General features: G+C 70.4%; 13 protein-coding genes and 1 pseudogene. 3 read left to right on the top strand and 11 right to left on the bottom strand.

Annotation, left to right across the window (positions count from 1 at the left end):
* Positions 1–53: 53 nt before the first annotated feature.
* Positions 54–1478 carry an O-antigen ligase family protein gene (locus G5T42_RS02880; protein ID WP_165125181.1) on the bottom strand — a complete coding sequence of 475 codons (1425 nt, stop codon included), beginning with the start codon at positions 1476–1478 and terminating at the stop codon, positions 54–56.
* 361 nt (positions 1479–1839) lie between these two features.
* Between G5T42_RS02880 and G5T42_RS02885 the strand changes: the two genes are divergently transcribed.
* Both G5T42_RS02885 and G5T42_RS02890 read left to right on the top strand, forming a co-directional pair.
* On the top strand, positions 1840–2850 hold the full coding sequence (locus tag G5T42_RS02885) for an acyltransferase family protein (protein WP_165125184.1): 1011 nt from the start codon (positions 1840–1842) through the stop codon (positions 2848–2850).
* A 4-nt stretch (positions 2851–2854) separates the two neighbouring features.
* On the top strand, positions 2855–3904 hold the full coding sequence (locus G5T42_RS02890) for an acyltransferase (RefSeq protein WP_165125187.1): 1050 nt from the start codon (positions 2855–2857) through the stop codon (positions 3902–3904).
* Between the two features lie 3 nt (positions 3905–3907).
* Here G5T42_RS02890 and G5T42_RS02895 read toward each other — a convergent pair whose 3' ends face one another.
* From G5T42_RS02895 to G5T42_RS02905, 3 genes are read right to left on the bottom strand one after another with little or no spacing between them, the layout of a single operon-like run.
* Positions 3908–4768 (bottom strand): tRNA pseudouridine synthase A, encoded by an 861-nt coding sequence (locus tag G5T42_RS02895; RefSeq protein ID WP_165125190.1) that lies wholly within the window; start codon positions 4766–4768, stop codon positions 3908–3910.
* A 20-nt stretch (positions 4769–4788) separates the two neighbouring features.
* On the bottom strand, positions 4789–6219 hold the full coding sequence (locus G5T42_RS02900; protein ID WP_165125193.1) for a mechanosensitive ion channel domain-containing protein: 1431 nt from the start codon (positions 6217–6219) through the stop codon (positions 4789–4791).
* A gap of 37 nt (positions 6220–6256) precedes the next feature.
* Complete coding sequence (locus G5T42_RS02905; protein ID WP_206535698.1) at positions 6257–8392, bottom strand: adenylate/guanylate cyclase domain-containing protein; 2136 nt, start codon at positions 8390–8392, stop codon at positions 6257–6259.
* Positions 8393–8705: 313 nt separating this feature from the next.
* Between G5T42_RS02905 and G5T42_RS17540 the strand changes: the two are divergent.
* Positions 8706–9716, top strand: a pseudogene (locus G5T42_RS17540) (acyltransferase); the annotation flags it as partial.
* A gap of 1060 nt (positions 9717–10776) precedes the next feature.
* On the opposite strand, the gene rplQ reads toward G5T42_RS17540, so the two are convergent.
* The 7 genes from rplQ to G5T42_RS02945 form a co-directional block, all read right to left on the bottom strand.
* Positions 10777–11385 carry a 50S ribosomal protein L17 gene (rplQ, locus tag G5T42_RS02915; protein ID WP_165125199.1) on the bottom strand — a complete coding sequence of 203 codons (609 nt, stop codon included), beginning with the start codon at positions 11383–11385 and terminating at the stop codon, positions 10777–10779.
* Between the two features lie 76 nt (positions 11386–11461).
* On the bottom strand, positions 11462–12451 hold the full coding sequence (locus tag G5T42_RS02920; RefSeq protein ID WP_165125202.1) for a DNA-directed RNA polymerase subunit alpha: 990 nt from the start codon (positions 12449–12451) through the stop codon (positions 11462–11464).
* Positions 12452–12612: 161 nt separating this feature from the next.
* Complete coding sequence (gene rpsK, locus G5T42_RS02925; protein ID WP_056117708.1) at positions 12613–13011, bottom strand: 30S ribosomal protein S11; 399 nt, start codon at positions 13009–13011, stop codon at positions 12613–12615.
* A gap of 33 nt (positions 13012–13044) precedes the next feature.
* The gene (gene rpsM, locus G5T42_RS02930) at positions 13045–13419 is read right to left on the bottom strand and encodes a 30S ribosomal protein S13 (protein WP_133540895.1); all 375 of its coding nucleotides are present in this window, start codon (positions 13417–13419) and stop codon (positions 13045–13047) included.
* Between the two features lie 204 nt (positions 13420–13623).
* Positions 13624–13740, bottom strand: coding sequence for a 50S ribosomal protein L36 (rpmJ, locus tag G5T42_RS02935; protein ID WP_005050492.1), 117 nt, complete (start codon positions 13738–13740; stop codon positions 13624–13626).
* A 76-nt stretch (positions 13741–13816) separates the two neighbouring features.
* On the bottom strand, positions 13817–14038 hold the full coding sequence (gene infA / locus G5T42_RS02940; protein ID WP_133540897.1) for a translation initiation factor IF-1: 222 nt from the start codon (positions 14036–14038) through the stop codon (positions 13817–13819).
* A 158-nt stretch (positions 14039–14196) separates the two neighbouring features.
* Positions 14197–16146: a choice-of-anchor A family protein gene (locus G5T42_RS02945; protein WP_165125205.1), complete on the bottom strand. Its 1950-nt coding sequence runs from the start codon at positions 16144–16146 to the stop codon at positions 14197–14199.
* Positions 16147–16189: the final 43 nt, after the last annotated feature.

Here is a 16189-nt window from a genome sequence, read left to right on the forward strand (position 1 = left end):
CTTGGGGTCCCGACGCTGGGACTGCGGTCGCGTGAACGCGGGGGTTCAGGCGCTCACGCGGCGGTCAAGGTCTTCTCTAGGGCGGAGGAGCGGATGACGGGGCGAGGTGCGCGCGCGGCGGGGGCGAGCCCGTCGTGCACGGCGAGGAGGGCGAGGAAGCCGATGAGGATGTGCATGTTGCGGACGGCATCCAGCGAGTTGAAGCCCGTGATGGCGATCGTGTACCCGATGACGGCGAGGCCGACGCCGAGGTCGCCGCGGGCCCACGCGCACCAGATGAGGCTGCCGAGGAACGCGAGGAAGAACAGGAGCCCCGGGATCCCGACGCTGATGAGCAGCTGCAGCATCGAGTTCTCGATGATGATCGAGTCAAACAGGCGCGCCGTCTGCCCCGACGTCCCGGGGCCGGTGCCCATCCAGTCGGAGTAGTCGGCCGCCGTGAGGGCGAGCGGCACGATCCGCTCGCGGACGCCGGCCGACAGCTGCGACTCGATCGACTCGGAGCGCTCGATGAGCGGCCCGAAGTTCAGTACGGCGACGGCGCCGACGGCACCAAGCGCGAGCAGGAAGAGCCAGCGTCCGAGGTTCTTCCAGCCCAGGAAGAACGGGGCGACGACGGCTCCGATGCCGAGCGCGATGCCGACGGCGAGGATCGAGCTGCGCGACACGGTCGAGACGATGCCCGCCGCCGCGAGCAGCCCGAGGATGAGCGGCTTCCTCCGGCCGGTCGTGAGCCACTGCCCGATGCCGATCGCGGCGGGGATGGTGAGGAACGCGCCGGCGAAGAGCGGGTGGTTGAAGGCGCCCTGGGGCCGGTAGACCGCGAACCCGAAGCTCCCGCCGCCCGGGAGCAACGCGTAGAGCGCGGGCCCTCCCGTCACCATCTGAAGGACGATGTTGGCGCCCGCGATCGCTCCCACCCACAGGAGGACGCTGCGCAGCAGGCGCACCTCGATGCGGGCGTCGAAGACGAGGAGCGGCAGCAGCGCACTCGCGGCGAACGCCGCCGTCCAGCCCACCGACGTCTCGCCGGCGCCCGTGCGGATGGTCGAGAAGACGAGCCACGCGGTGAACATCCCGCCGGTCGTGTACACCGCGAGCCGGGGACCGATCGCGCGCAGGGGCGGAAGGTCGGCGAAGCCACGCGGCTTCTGGCCCAGCACGATGCGGCGCAGCATCCAGACGCCCATCACGATCGCGAGGACGGGCACGGCGTTGAACGGCGACGAGCTGGGGATGAACCGCGTGGGAACGAGCGCGATGACTGCGACCGTGATCGCGGGGAGGTAGTGCACGGGGAGGAGGAACATCGCGACGGCGAGCGCTGCGACGAGCGGAAGCGCGACGGCGAGGCCGAGCGTCGGCTCGTCGACGGCGCGCAGCAGCGCCGCCGTGATGATGCCGGTGAAGAGGACGGCGACGACGAAGAGGCCGCCGTGGCGGACGGTGTCGCGCACGGCCGAGCTCCGAGCGACCATGTACCCCGCCGTCACGCGCGGCACCACCGTGGACGACTGCAACGAGTGCAGCGCGGGACGTGACAGGTGGTGCGCATGGCGGCGACTCTAACGAGCGCACGTGAAGGGCCTGTTTCGTCGCGGTAAACCCTGGACTTACCCCGGGTGCCCGCAGGAGACCGTGCGGGCGGCGCATCGGCGCTCCGGAGGACGGCTCGGGACACGGCGATTACGCGAAGGTAAAACCTCCGTGACGGGCCCCGGATGCCTCGGCACGTCGGGCTATCCTCGGCCGCAGGGTGACCGTCCATGGCGTGCCGGCGCCTGCAGCCCGTCGAGTCCTTCGGCCGGCCGACGTCCCCCGACTTCCGCGGAGGTGCCCGTGAGCACAGCAGCGATCCCCGCCCCGTCGCGCCGCGACGTGACGCTCGACATCCTCCGCGTCATCGGCATCGCGGCGGTCGTCGTCGCGCACGTGTGGTGGATGACCGACTGGGCGCACGCCTACATCTTCAGCTGGAACATGCCGCTCTTCTTCTTCCTTACCGGCTACCTCTGGAAGACGCGCCCGTTCGCATCCATGGTCCGGCGGCGATCGGAGATGCTCCTCATCCCGTACGCCTTCTGGCTCGTGGTGTGGAGCATCATCGTGGTCGTCGTGACGGGCCAGTACACCGTGCGATTCGTCGTCGGCCAGGTGATCGGCGGCCGGTACATGGCCGACAAGCCGTTCTGGGCGTTCTGGTTCTCGACCGCGCTCTTCGTGCTCGTGCTCGCGTACTGGGCGGTGTCGAAGCTTCCGCTGTGGGCGCAGTGGCTCGTCGCCGCGGCACTGCTCGTCCCCGCCTACGTCGCTCCCGAGCTCGTGCGGATGGTGCCCTTCGCCGCCGCGACCGGACTCGCCTGCATGGTCTTCCTCCTCGCCGGTCGCACGGTCCGCCGGTTCGAGGGCGCCGTCCCGCTCGTCTGGCGGGTCGTGGGTGGCGCGGTCATCGCGATCGCCTCGTTCGTGCTCTTCGGCCTCGGGCTCGTGCAGCCGGTGGATCTCAAGGTGGTCGAGTTCGGCACGCCCGTCGTGAGCGTCGTGCTCGCGATCGCGATCGTGACGGGCGGCATGTGGGTGCTCCGCGGGGTCGTCACGGCGCTGAGGCTGCACTCCGCGCCGACGCTGAGCCTCCTCGCCGAGTCGACGTTCATGGTGACCCTGACGCACGCCGGCATCCTGTGGGCGATCGACCCGCTCGAGCTGCCGCAGATCGCGCAGTTCGTCATCGCCCTCGCCGTGCCGTGGGCGGCGGCGCTCGTCGTGCGGCACACCCGGGCATCGCGGCTTCTCACCGGCATGCCCCAGCGGCCCGCCCGGGTGGCCGCCGCGATGCCGGTGGGAGTGTGAGGCCGTGACCGTCCCGGCGGCCCGCGCACGCCTCGGCTGGGCGGACCTCGTCCGCGGCGCGGCGATCATCTGCGTCGTCTACTTCCACGCGACGCTCTTCCTCGGCGCCATCGGCATCGACGACACCCTCGGCCGCGTCAAGGCCGTGTTCGAACTCTTCCCGCTGCCGGCGTTCTTCCTCATGGCGGGGGTCTTCGGCGCGCGGGGAATCCTCGAGTGGGACTTCCGGACCCTCGCCGCGCGGCGCCTCCTCCCCCTCGTCTATGTGTACGTGCTGTGGTCCCTCCTGAGGTTCGCGCTCTTCACGGCGTTCCCCGCGCTTCCGTCCCGAGACACCGACATCCCGCCCGCCGATCCGCTGTCGCTCGTGCTTCTGCCCGTGCTTCCGGCGAGCCTCTACTGGTTCCTCTACGCGCTCGCCCTCTTCATGCTCGTCGCCTGGACGGTGCGACGGATGCCTCGCGGGCTCGTGGTCGGCGGCGCGCTCGTCGTCTCCGGGCTGTTCACCTCGGGGCTCGTCAACACGCACACGATCGCGTGGAACCGCATCGGCGCCCTGTTCTTCTTCTTCGTCGTGGGCGTTTTCCTGGCCGAGCCGCTCAAGCGCGGCGTCGCGCGGGCGAACGTGTCGGCCCTGCTCGTCGCAGCGGGCGGCTTCGTCGTCGTCGCCGGGACGCTCGTCGTCTTCCGCTCGCTCCTGCGGGTGCCCCTGCTCGTCACCCTCGGCCAGTGCCTCGCGGTCGCCGTCGCCATCCTCCTCGCCAAGTACGCCGCGCGCGCGAGCGCCTTCGACGTCGTGCAGTCGATCGGGCGGGCGTCGCTGCCGATCTACCTCGTCCACATCTTCGCGATCGCCCCGCTGGCCTTCGCGCTCGGACTGCTCCAGCCCGACTGGCCGGCCGCCGTCAACATCGCGGTGACGTTCGCCGTCACGGCGATCGCGATCCTCTGCGGGTTCGGCCTCGCGCGCCTGGCCACCATCGCGCCCTGGCTCCTGATGCCGGCGCTGCGGACCCGGGCTCCCGTGGGCCCGGCCGCAACGCGCGCGTCGTAGCGGTTACTCGAGCTCCCGCCGCGCGCGGGTCTGCTCCGCCCGTGACGCCAGCAGCGCGTCGTCGGGGTACCCGACCTCGGTGAGCGTCAGCCCCCGCGCCGCGAGCACCTTGACCTCCGGCACGCGCTCCCCCGCGTCCCGGATCGCCGCGGCATCCTCGACGTCGAGCCGGCCCTCGCCCACCGCGACGCACGCCCCGACGAGCGCCCGCACCATCGAGTGGCAGAACGCGTCGGCCTTGACGTTCGCCACGAGAACGCCGTCGGGCGCCCGATGCCAGTCGAACTCGAGGAGGGTCCGGATCGTCGTGGCCTCCTCGCGCGGCTTGCAGTACGCAGCGAAGTCGTGCAGCCCGATGAGGCTGCGGGCCGCGGCATCCATCTCCCCCTCGTCCAGAACTGCGCGTACCGTCGTCGTGCGGTGCCGCTCGAGCGGGTCGTAGCCGGCCGTCCGGTCCGCGATGCGGTACTCGTACCGGCGCCACACCGCCGAGAAGCGCGCGTCGAAGCCCTCGGGGGCGGCCGATGTGCGATGCACCGTGACGTCCGCGTAGGCGCCGAGCACTCCGCGCAGCCGGCCCGCGAGCCTCTCGGCGGGCTCGGGAGGCGGACCGGTTGTCGCGTCCCCGCGCGACGGGCGCGCCGTCAGGCGCGCGACCTGCGCCTCGTCAAGATCGATGTGGGCCACCTGGTCCGTCGCATGCACGCCGGCGTCCGTGCGGCCGGCGACGACGAGCCGCGGGTCTCCGCCGAGGACGCGCGCGAGGGCGTCTTCGAGGGTCCCCTGCACCGACCGGAGCCCGGGCTGACGGGCCCAGCCCCGGAAGTGGGTGCCGTCGTAGGCGATGTCGAGCCGGATCCGCACCGGATCAGCCTATTGCGGCCTCAGCCCACGACCCGGCGGGTGGGGTCGAGCTTCTCGCCGATGGCCTCCATCGCCGATCGGGCGAGGCGCACGCGGTTGTCGTTCTCGCGCACGACCTCGCGCGCGAGCGACGGATGCCTGCGCACGATTTCGTCGAGCACCGCGACGGGGATCTCGACGACCTCGACCTCGGTCAGGGCGACCGCCCGGGAGATGGTCCGCGTGCGTGTCAGCGCCGTCAGCCCCACGGCGTCGTCGTGGCTCAGCTCGGTGATCTGCACGAACCCCGAGTCGGTCGGCACGCCGAGCATGACCCGCCCCTCGATGATGAACCGCGTCGATCTCGGGATGTCGCCGGGCCGCAGCAGCACCTCGCCCTGGGCGAAGCGCTCGAGCCGCGCGGTCTCGGCGAGCGCCTGCGCCTCGTCCGGCCGCAGGCTCAGCGAGGGAGCGATCTTGTGCAGGCCCGCGAGGAGCCGGTCGCGGGTGTTCCACTCGTCGGTGAGGTCGCCGTCGAGGTGGAGGCCCGCGCGACGCGCCGCGTACCAGAGGCGCGTGGTGAAGGCATCCAGCACTCCGCCCTCGTCGCCGGGCGACTGCAGGGGGATCGAGATCTTGTAGGTCGCGGCGCCGACGGTCTTGACCGTCGGGTCGCGGTCGAGCGAGACGAGCGGGATCTCGCGGGCGATGTCGACGAGAAGCGCCCGCACGCGCGCCGGCGGATCGTCGGTGGAGAACTGCACCTCCTTCTTCGCCGCGTAGGGGTCGGAGGAGCGGGACAGGTTGACGAACGAGCCCTCCGCGAGCTCGGCGGTCGGCATCACGACGATGCCGTTCCCGGTGTCGAGGTGCACGGCCCGCCAGTTCACCTCGACGATCTGCCCCCGGGTGCCACCCGTCTCGATCCAGTCGCCCAGCTGGAACGGCGCCTCGAAGATGAGGAAGAGGCCCGACACGATCGACCCGACCGCGTTCTGCAGCGCCAGGCCGACGACGATCGAGGTGATGCCGAGGGCCGCGAAGACGCCGGCGACATCGGCATCCCAGACCCACCAGAACACGAGCGCGATGCCGACCACGATGAACACGAACCGGATGAGGTCGCTGAAGATCGTGGGGAACCGGTCCCGCCACGACCCCTTCTCGGCCCGGTGGAAGACCAGGTGGTTGATCGCATTGATCGTCACGACGATCACGAGCAGCCCGAAGATCGTCCAGATCACCTTCGGCCACGTTCCCGAGCCCTCCCAAGCCCCCGGCTGGCTCAGCAGCACGAGCACCCCGGCGACGGGCACGAGGTAGTTGCGCACCATGATCACGATCGGTGCGGCGCGGCTCCCCCGCCGCACGAGCATGCTCGCGAACTCGGTCAGGCCGATGAGCACGAGCGGCAGGCCGATCGAGACGATGACGGCGGGCCAGAACCACGGCTGGTTCGCGATGTCGCTCATCGCACAGCTCCCGCCCGGGCCACGATCACGGGATGCCTCAGCCCTCGCCCACCGGCACGTGCGTCTCGATGCGCCACACGCGCTGGGAACCGCTCTTGGTCGACACCTCGCCCGCCGGCACGACGACGATCGTGTCGGGGATGCGGTCGGCGACGCGCTGCGTGATGTAGATGCCGGCCTCGTCGTAGTCGCCCTGCACCCGGTACGCGAGGTTCACGGCATCCCCCCACATGTCGTAGACGATCCGCGCACGACCGATGAGTCCGCTCGTGACCTGCCCCGAGTCCAGCCCCGCGCGAAGCCCGAGCTCGACGCCCTGCTGGGCGGAGTAGCGCTCCAGGATGGTGTTCAGCTCGAGTGCGAACTCCACCGCGCGCCGCGCGTTGTCGACGCGCGGAGTGCCGAGGCCCACGCTCGCGACGTACGACTGGCGGGTCGTGCGCACGCGCTCGACGCCGTAGCGCTCGGCAGCCTCGTCGAAGATCCGGATGAGGTCGTTGAGCTTCGTGACGGCCTCTTCGGACGACAGCGTGAGCGCGAGCTCCTCGAAGCCGATGATGTCGGCGAAGATGACCGTGACGTCGTCGTTGTCCTGAGTGATCGCCTCGTCGCCGTGCTTGTAGCGATCGGCCATGCCCTCGGGCATGAACGACAGGATGAGGTTCTCGTTCGCCTTCTCCTGCTGCTCGATGAGGGCCGACTTCGCCTGCAGGCTGCGGCTCATGTCGTTGAACGCCGTCGCGACGTCCGCGAGCTCGTCGCTCGATCCCGCGTCGACCTGCACGCCCTCCTCGCCCGCCGCGATGCGCTGGGCCGCCGACTTGAGTCGCCGCAGCGGTCGCACGAAGACCTGGGCCAGCACGAGCGAGAGCAGGCAGACGAAGATGATCATGCCCGCCGTCGACAGGATGAGGTTGCGCGTGAAGTCCTCGACGGGCGCCATCGCCTCGTCGAACGTCTCCTGCGCGACGATGGTCCAGCCGAGGTCCCCCACCCCGAGCGGCGCGTACGCCGTGATGCTCTCGCGCCCGAGGTAGTCGCGCTCGATGAGGGCGCCGTCCTCTCCGGACTGCGCCTGCGAGAGTGCGTTCCCCAGGATCGTCTGCTGCAGCAGGGTGTCGCCGTTTCGCACGCTGAGTGCCGCAGCGCCTGGCGAGAGCCCGGCCGAGACGGCGGCCTTCGCATAGGAGTCGGGCGCGGACTTGAGCTCGCGCGAGATCGACCGCATCGTGCCGTCGCGCCCGACGAGGTAGGTCTCCCCTGTCTCGCCGAGCCCGTTGTGCGCCCACTCCCCGCCGACCGTCATGACGTCGTTGATGCGGTCGATCGGCAGCTCGATGGCGAGCGCCCCCACCACTTCGTCGTCGACGGCGATCGGCGTCACCGCCCACCCGGCCGGGTTCCCGACGCTCGGGCTGTAGGCGGCGAAGTCGGCCAGCACAACCTCGCCGACGATGTTGCGGCTCATCACCTCGCGGTACGCGTCGGCGAGGTTCGACAGGCGGTACGGCCCGTCGAGCAGGTTCGTCCCGAGGTCGACGCCCTTGAACGCCGTGTAGACGACGTTCCCCCGCGTGTCGACCATGAGGACGTCCTCGTACTGCTGCACCTCGGTGAGAGCGCGGAAGTACTCGTGGTACTTCGCGTGCGCCGCGGACCATGCGCTTCCGTCGCCGGCGTCGTCGACGAGGATCGCGTCCTCCCAGCTGTCGTAGGGCACGACGTAGTTCGCCTGCAGATAGCGGGCGGCGTCGTCCTTGGGGGCGAAGGCGGCTCCGTCGACGTCCTCGCCGGTCGCCTCGGACAGCTGCGCCGCGAAGGTGTCGTCGTAGTAGTCCGCGACGGCGACGGATGCCTCGGCATCCAATGGCGTGCCCTCCAGGGCAGCGAAGCCCTGCGTGAACTCGACGGCGGCCTGCTTGCTCGTCTCGTTCATCGCGCTCAGTTGGACCGAGTTCTGGATCGTGTCGAAGAGCTGCGTCACCTCGCGCGCGCGGTTCTCGCGGATCTCCACGAGCTTCTCGGTCGCGATGGCCCGGAGCGCCTGCGTGCCGTTCACGTAGCCGATGACGCCCACGACGATGCTCGACAGCACGCTGACCGACAGGAGCATGATCAGCAGGATCGAGTAGATCGACAGGCCGGCACGCCGACGGGGCCGCGGTGTGCCCACCCATTCGGTGGTCGCCGCAGCCGGCCTGCCCTCGTCGGACTCCACCGTCCGACCGCCGGAAATGCGCGTACGCGTCTCCCTGAACCCCACGGCCCCCGTCCCCCGGGGGCTGGGCTCAGGATAGCGGCAGGCCTCCGGCGTCCGATAGAGCCGCGTGTGACGCCTGATGCAGGTGTGACCGGCGGATTCGGAGGTGCTCACGAGCGCAGCCATGCGCGGGGCGCCTCGGGGGCGTCCGACGCGGCGGCTAGACTGGCTGGGCGCCACAAGCTGCCCCCGCCTCTTCGTGACTATGACTGACGACGCCCGATCGATGCCCCGTTTCGCTGGACTCGACGGACTCCGGGCGCTGGCCGTCGGTCTCGTGGTGATCTACCACCTCTTCCCCGGTTCGTGGGTTCGCGGCGGCTTCATCGGCGTCGACGTCTTCTTGGTCATCAGCGGCTTCCTCATCACGGCCCTGCTGCTGCGCGAACGGGATGCCACGGGCCGCACCGACCTCGTCGACTTCTGGCGCAGGCGCGCCCGGCGCCTCCTCCCCGCCCTCGCGCTCGTCGTCATGTCGTGCGCCACGGCGGCATGGCTCGTCGGCGGCGATCTCCTCGTGAGGCTCGGCGACCAGGTGCTCGGGGCGGCGACCTTCAGCTACAACTGGACCTCGATAGCCGGGGGCACCGGGTACTTCGCCGATGCGACGCCCGAGCTGTTCCGCAACCTGTGGTCCCTCGCCGTCGAGGAGCAGTTCTACGTCCTGTGGCCGCTCGCGCTGCCGCTGTTCCTGCTCATCCCACGGGCCCGCCGGCGCGCCGCGGCGGCCCTCGCCCTCGGGGCGCTGTCGGCCGGATGGATGGCGGTGCTCGTCGCGACCGGAACGGATGCGACCCGCGCCTACTTCGGCACCGACACCCACGCCTTCGGAATCCTGCTCGGCGTCGGCCTCGCCTTCGTGCTGCACCGTCCCCTCGTGTCGCCGGCGGGGTGGATGCTGCGCCCCGCCGTGCGCCGCGGCCTCGGCCTCGCGGGAGCTCTCGCAGCGGCCGGCGTCGTCGCGGTCGCGATGATCCCGGCGTCGGATTCGCCGGCGACCTTCCCGGGGGTCCTGCTGGCAGCGAGCGCTCTCACCGCGGTCGTGATCGTGGCATCGGTGTGGCCGGGCTCACGGCTCGGACCCGCGCTCGACAGCGCGCCCCTGACGTGGGTGGGTGCGCGGTCGTACGGCCTCTACCTCTGGCACTGGCCGATCCTCGTGGTCCTCCTGGCCGTCATGGGCGGATCGGTCGCCGACGTGCCGCCGTGGGCGGGCCTCTCGGTGCTCGCACTGACCGTCGTGGTGGCGGAGCTCTCGTACCGATTGGTCGAGACGCCGATCCGCCGGCGGGGCTTCCGCGCGAGCATCGCCGGCGTCGGGAGGCGCCTCACCGGCACACCCGTCGCGCGCTTCCGCGCCATCGCTGCCGTCGCCTTCGCCGCCGCGATGCTCGGGGGCACCTCGGCCGCCATCGCCGTCGCACCCGACTCCACCTCGGGCGAGGCAGCCGTCGCCGCCGGCGCCCATGCACTGCGAGACGCCCGGAAGGCCGTCGATCCCACGCCGACCGTGACGTCCCCCGCCGTCCCGGCGCCCGGAGCGGTCCCGGGACCGTCGCCGACCCCCGTCACGGGCGATCAGATCACCGCCGTCGGCGACTCCGTCATGCTCGCCTCGGCGCCCGCACTCCTCGAGCGTTTCCCGGGCATCGAGGTCGATGCCGCCGTCTCGCGTTCGACGTGGGCCGGACCCGGCATCCTGCAGGCGCTGCGGGACTCCGACCGCCTGAAGCCCTTCGTCGTGCTCGCGCTCGGCACCAACGGGCCCGTAGACCGCGGATCCCTGGAGAAGATGGCGCAGATCGCCGGCCCCGAGCGGCACCTCGTGCTCGTCAACGCCTTCGCTCCCCGCGAATGGGTCCCCGGGGTCAACGCCGACCTCTCCGCCTTCGCCGCGGCTCATCCCGGCACCGTCGTCGCAGACTGGTCGAGCGCGATCGCCGCGCGCCAGGATCTCCTGGCCGGCGACCACATCCACCCCGGCGCTGAGGGCGGCCGGATCTTCGCCGACGTCGTCGCGGACGCCGTCGCCCAGGCCGAGGCCGACCGCGCGAAGCGGGTCTTCCGGGCCGACCGCTGGTCGCAGGCGCTGCTGCGACTCACCCTCCCCCGCCCGGCCCTGACCCGCACCGGCGGTGCAGAAGCGGGGCACCAGCGCGGGCGAAACCGGCCACCGGCGCAGACGACGCCGGCCACCGGCGCAGACGAAAAAGGGCGAGACCCGCGGCCCCAGAGGGGCTCGCGGGTCTCGCGGTGCAAGGGTGCCGGGTCATTCTCCCGGCGTCCGAGCGTTCGGGTTACTCGGACTTCTCGGCGGCGGCCTCGTCGACGACGGCGTCGTCAGCGGCGGCCTCGGCGGCAGCGCCCTCCTCGGGCGACTCGGCGCCGGCCTCGGCAGCAGTGTCGTCCGCGGCGATCTCGTCGGCGGCATCCGCCTGCTCGTCGTTCTCGGCGACGGCCTCGGTGGCCTCGTCCTCGGCGGCGTCGGCAGCAGGAGCCGAAGCGGCGGCCGGGGCCGACTTCTTGGCCGACTTGGCCTTCGGGGTCACGGGCTCGAGCACGAGCTCGATGACGGCCATGGGGGCGTTGTCGCCCTTGCGGTTGCCGATCTTGGTGATGCGCGTGTAGCCGCCCTCACGGTCGGCGACGAGCGGCGCGATCTCGGTGAAGAGAACGTGCACGACCTCCTTGTCGCCGATGATCGAGAGCACGCGACGGCGGGCGTGCAGGTCGCCGCGCTTCGCGAACGTGATCAGGCGCTCCGCGAGCGGACGCAGGCGCTTGGCCTTCGTCTCGGTCGTCTGGATCGACTTGTGCGTGAACAGGGCCGCGGCGAGGTTCGCAAGCAGCAGGCGCTCGTGGGCGGGGCCGCCTCCGAGGCGGGGACCCTTCGTGGGCTTGGGCATATCAGTTACTCCAGTGGGGAAAGTCGGTCTGACGGATGCTTGGACCCGGCGTCACCGCCGGGTCAGCGGCATCCGATCAGAGGGTCTCGTCGTCGTAGCCGCCGTAGAAGTGCGCGCCGTCGAACCCGGGGACCGAGTCCTTGAGCGACAGGCCGAGCGACGTGAGCTTGTCACGGACCTCGTCGACCGACTTCTGACCGAAGTTGCGGATGTTCATGAGCTGCGTCTCGGACAGGGCGACGAGCTCCGACACCGTGTTGATGCCCTCGCGCTTGAGGCAGTTGTACGAGCGGACCGACAGGTCGAGGTCCTCGATCGGCATCGACAGCTCGTTCGAGAGGACGGTCTCGACCGGCGCGGGGCCGATCTCGATGCCCTCGGCCTCGACGTTGAGCTCGCGGGCCAGGCCGAAGAGCTCGGTCAGGGTGCGACCGGCCGACGCGACGGCGTCGCGGGGTGCGATCGAGGGCTTGCTCTCGACGTCCAGGACGAGCTTGTCGAAGTCGGTGCGCTCACCCGCACGCGTCGCGTCGACGCGGTACGAGACCTTGAGCACGGGCGAGTAGATCGAGTCGACCGGGATCTGGCCGGCCTCGGCGTACTCGTTGCGGTTCTGCGTCGCCGAGACGTAGCCGCGGCCGCGCTCGATCGTGAGCTCGAGCTCGAACTTCGCGGTGTCGTTCAGGGTCGCGATGACGAGCTCGGGGTTGTGCACCTCGACGCCCGCGGGAGCGGAGATGTCGGCAGCGGTGACCTCACCGGCGCCCGTCTTGCGGAGGTACGCCGTGATGGGCTCGTCGCGCTCGCTCGAGACCACGAGCTGCTTGATGTTGAGGATGATCTCGGTGACATCCTCCTTGACACCCGGAATGGTGCTGAACTCGTGGAGGACGCCGTCGATGCGGATCGACGTCACGGCCGCGCCGGGGATCGACGAGAGGAGGCTGCGACGCAGCGCGTTGCCGATCGTGTAGCCGAAGCCGGGCTCCAGCGGCTCGATGATGAAACGGCTGCGGAACTCCCCGATCTTCTCCTCGGTCAGGGTGGGACGCTGTGCGATGAGCACTATGTGTTCCTTTCGATCACGTGCCCGCTATATGACACGTGCGGTGAGTGAGGTGTTGAGTTTTTCTCAGGGGATGCCTCGGGCCGAGGCATCCGGAAACGTGCGGTAGCCCTTCGACAGGCTCAGGGACCGGTCCCTGAGCCTGTCGAAGGGCCGGAAGATCAGACGCGGCGGCGCTTCGGGGGACGGCAGCCGTTGTGGGCCTGCGGCGTGACGTCCTGAATCGAGCCGACCTCGAGGCCGGCGGCCTGCAGCGAGCGGATCGCCGTCTCGCGACCCGAGCCCGGGCCCTTCACGAAGACGTCGACCTTCTTGACGCCGTGCTCCTGCGCCTGGCGGGCAGCGGACTCCGCGGCCATGCCGGCGGCGTACGGCGTGGACTTGCGCGAGCCCTTGAAGCCCACGCCACCCGACGAGGCCCAGCTGATGACAGCGCCCGACGGGTCGGTGATCGAGACGATCGTGTTGTTGAACGTCGACTTGATGTGGGCCTGGCCCAGCGCGATGTTCTTCTTCTCCTTGCGGCGCGGCTTGCGCGCGGCGGTCTTGGCCTGTGCCATTGCTCTGCTCTCCTAAACCCTGGGGGCCGCGCCTTAGCGCGCCTTCTTCTTGCCGGCGACCGTGCGCTTCGGGCCCTTGCGGGTGCGCGCGTTGGTCTTCGTGCGCTGCCCGCGCACGGGGAGGCCGCGGCGGTGGCGCAGGCCCTCGTAGGAGCCGATCTCGACCTTGCGGCGGATGTCGGCGGCGACCTCGCGGCGAAGGTCACCCTCCACCTTGTAGGTGCCCTCGATGTAGTCGCGGAGCGCGACGAGCTGGTCGTCGCTGAGGTCCTTGACGCGGATGTTCTCGTCGATCTCCGTCGCGGTGAGGATCTCGTTCGAGCGGGTACGGCCGATGCCGTAGATGTAGGTCAGGGCGATGACCACGCGCTTGTCACGCGGGATGTCGACGCCGGCGAGACGTGCCATGCGGCTCTCCTAGGAGTAGGTGGAGGTATGGAGCAGGATCGGTGCCCGGGCCTCCGCCCCGAGGTGTCCCCCCGCCTTCGGTCCCCGAGCTCGTCGAGGGGTCGATGGCGAGGATCTGATCCTGCCGTTGTGTGTATGGAGTTGTGAGTTGTGAGTCGACGGGCCGAGCGAACCGCTGATGGGTTCCTGAGCACCGTCGGAGGATCAGCCCTGGCGCTGCTTGTGACGCGGGTTGCTCTTGCAGATCACCATGACGCGGCCGTGGCGGCGGATGACCTTGCAGTGGTCGCAGATGGGCTTGACGGAGGGGTTGACCTTCATGATTTCTTCTCTTCGCTGTCTTCGCCGGGCGCGCCGGTCCTTCCGGACCCGTGCGGGGCGTTACTTCTCGACCGGTCTAGCGGTAGCGGTAGACGATCCGGCCGCGGGTGAGGTCGTAGGGGCTGAGCTCCACGACTACGCGGTCTTCCGGGATGATGCGGATGTAGTTCTGCCGCATCTTGCCCGAGATCGTGGCGAGGACCTTGTGCCCGTTGCTCAGCTCCACGCGGAACATCGCGTTGGGCAGCGCCTCGGTGATCACGCCTTCGATCTCGATGACGCCGTCTTTCTTCGCCATACGCTCGCTATCGCTGTATTGCAGACCGGTCGGTCTGCGGTGGATGGGGTTTCGGTGCTTGGACACGCCAACAAAGGCGCAACGCACCAAAGAACAAGCATACGTGATAAAGGAGCGACCGGCAAACCGGGCCGGGGACGGCGAGCGGTGGCGAGGCCTCAGCCGCGGCGCCGCCGCACGGCAGCGACCGTGAGCACTGCGGCGCCTCCGAGAACGAGCAGGATGCCGGCTCCGACGGCCCCCCAGGCGATCAGCCCGCCCGTCGCCGGCAGCGTGCCGCCCGGCACCCCAGGCGTCACGCCGCCCTCGCCGCCGCCCGGCGTCGGCGAAGCGACGAACCCGTTCGTCACGGTGAAGCCGAGGGGGGCCTCGGCGGAGCCGGCGGTGATGACGACGGATGCCGGTGCGATCACGGGGTCCGCCCACGATCCGTCGGCGGGGTCGACGACATCCGTCTCTGTGACGGCGCACGTCGCACCGACCGGTGCGGCGATCGGATCGGTGACCGCTCCCGCCGCGAGAGACCACGGTCCATTGCCGACGACCGTGCCCGCCGGCAGCTCGCACGACCACGTTCCCGCGAAGACGCCCGGTGGCGGGTCGTCGCCCTCCACGACCTTCGCGATCGTGAATGCGCCGCGCACGATCGCGTTGGTCACGGTGAAGGCGATCTGCGGACCGCCGCCCTCTTCGATTACGAAAGCGGGCGGCGACGGGTCCCAGAACGGCGTCGTCCAGGTGAAGCCCGTCGTGGCGTCGCCCGCCTGTCCGATCGGGAGCGCGTACGCTCTGGCTCCGACGCCGATGGTCTCGGCGACGAGGCAGGCGGATCCCACGATGAGGCCGTCGACGACCGTCGTGTCGCCGGGAGCCACCGCCCACTCGGCGACCGTCGTCCCCCCGCCGGGGTCCGCGCACGTGACGATGCCGTGGAACATCGCGTCCGGCGGGAGGATCGCGGCATCCTCGTCCGACAGTGCCTTCGTGATGGAGACCGACCCGGTCGCCGCCGGTGTGGTGGGCGGCACCGGGACGCAGTCGAAAGGCGCATCCAGGAACGGGTAGTTGTGGTGCTCGTTGCCGACGCCGTCCATGAGGAGCAGGCCGTTGGTGTAGAGGCGTCCGTTCGTGCTGGCGGTGACGGTGAGCGTGGGAGTGGCCGGATCGGCATTCGCGGCCGGCACGAGGATCGTCCCGAGCACCTGAGACGACCCCGCGATGTGGACGGCGCTGGACTGGGTGAAGTTCCAGAGCGTGCGCTCGGCGACGGTGCCGAAGAGCGGAGAGGCGGGGTCATCGACACGGACCCCGTCTTCCTGGAAGTAGTTGGGAGCCCACGTGACGGCATCCGTCCCCGCGATGTTGATGATGACCGATGTGCCTTCCGGAATGCCCTCGAACGCGACCTCGGTCGTGGCGTTGAGCGCCGATGCCGGGACGGTGAACACCTGCTGCGTCGTCGTGCCGTCCCCCGTGAAGGTGATCCGGCCGAACGCGGCGGCGGCGGTGCCGGTGTCCGTGAGGGCGGCATAGGCGATGGAGGCCGTGACGATGTCGGTGCCCCACGTCGCCCAGGGTGCGATGGCATCGGCGCCCATGTCCTGCGTGAGCGTGCCGTTGTTCAGGCGGTACCGCGAGCCGTCGAGCTCATAGTCGGGATCGGTCGCGCCACCGACCTGGACGCTGCCCCCGAGGAGTTCTCCGCCCTCGAAGGCGTTCGCTCCGACGTCGAGCACCGTCCCGGCGCCTACGGACAGCGCACCACCCACCGCCAGCATCACGTCTCCGGGTGACGGGGTGACACCGGAGCCGACGCCGACCGATCCGACGTTGACCGTCTCGTTGTCCCCTGCGAATTCGGCGTCGCCTCGCACGACGACGAGCCCCTCGGCCTCAGCGGCGCTCGGGACGACCCGGAAGGCGCCCGCGTAGACGGCGACGTTGTCGTCGGTGAAGACCGGGTTGTCGTTGCCCGGGCCGGGAAGCGAGCCCGGTGGACACTCTCCGACGGCTGCATCGGCCCGATCGGGTGCAGCGGACTGGCCGGCGATCGAGATGCCGAGGCCACCGATCACCCCCACGACGGCGACCAGGGCCGCCGCGGACATCGCTTGATGCAGTCGCATCGCCGCTCCCGTCCCGCACCGCTCG

Origin of the sequence: Microbacterium sp. 4R-513, assembly GCF_011046485.1 — a bacterium.
In the GTDB taxonomy this organism is placed as follows: Bacteria; Actinomycetota; Actinomycetes; order Actinomycetales; family Microbacteriaceae; genus Microbacterium.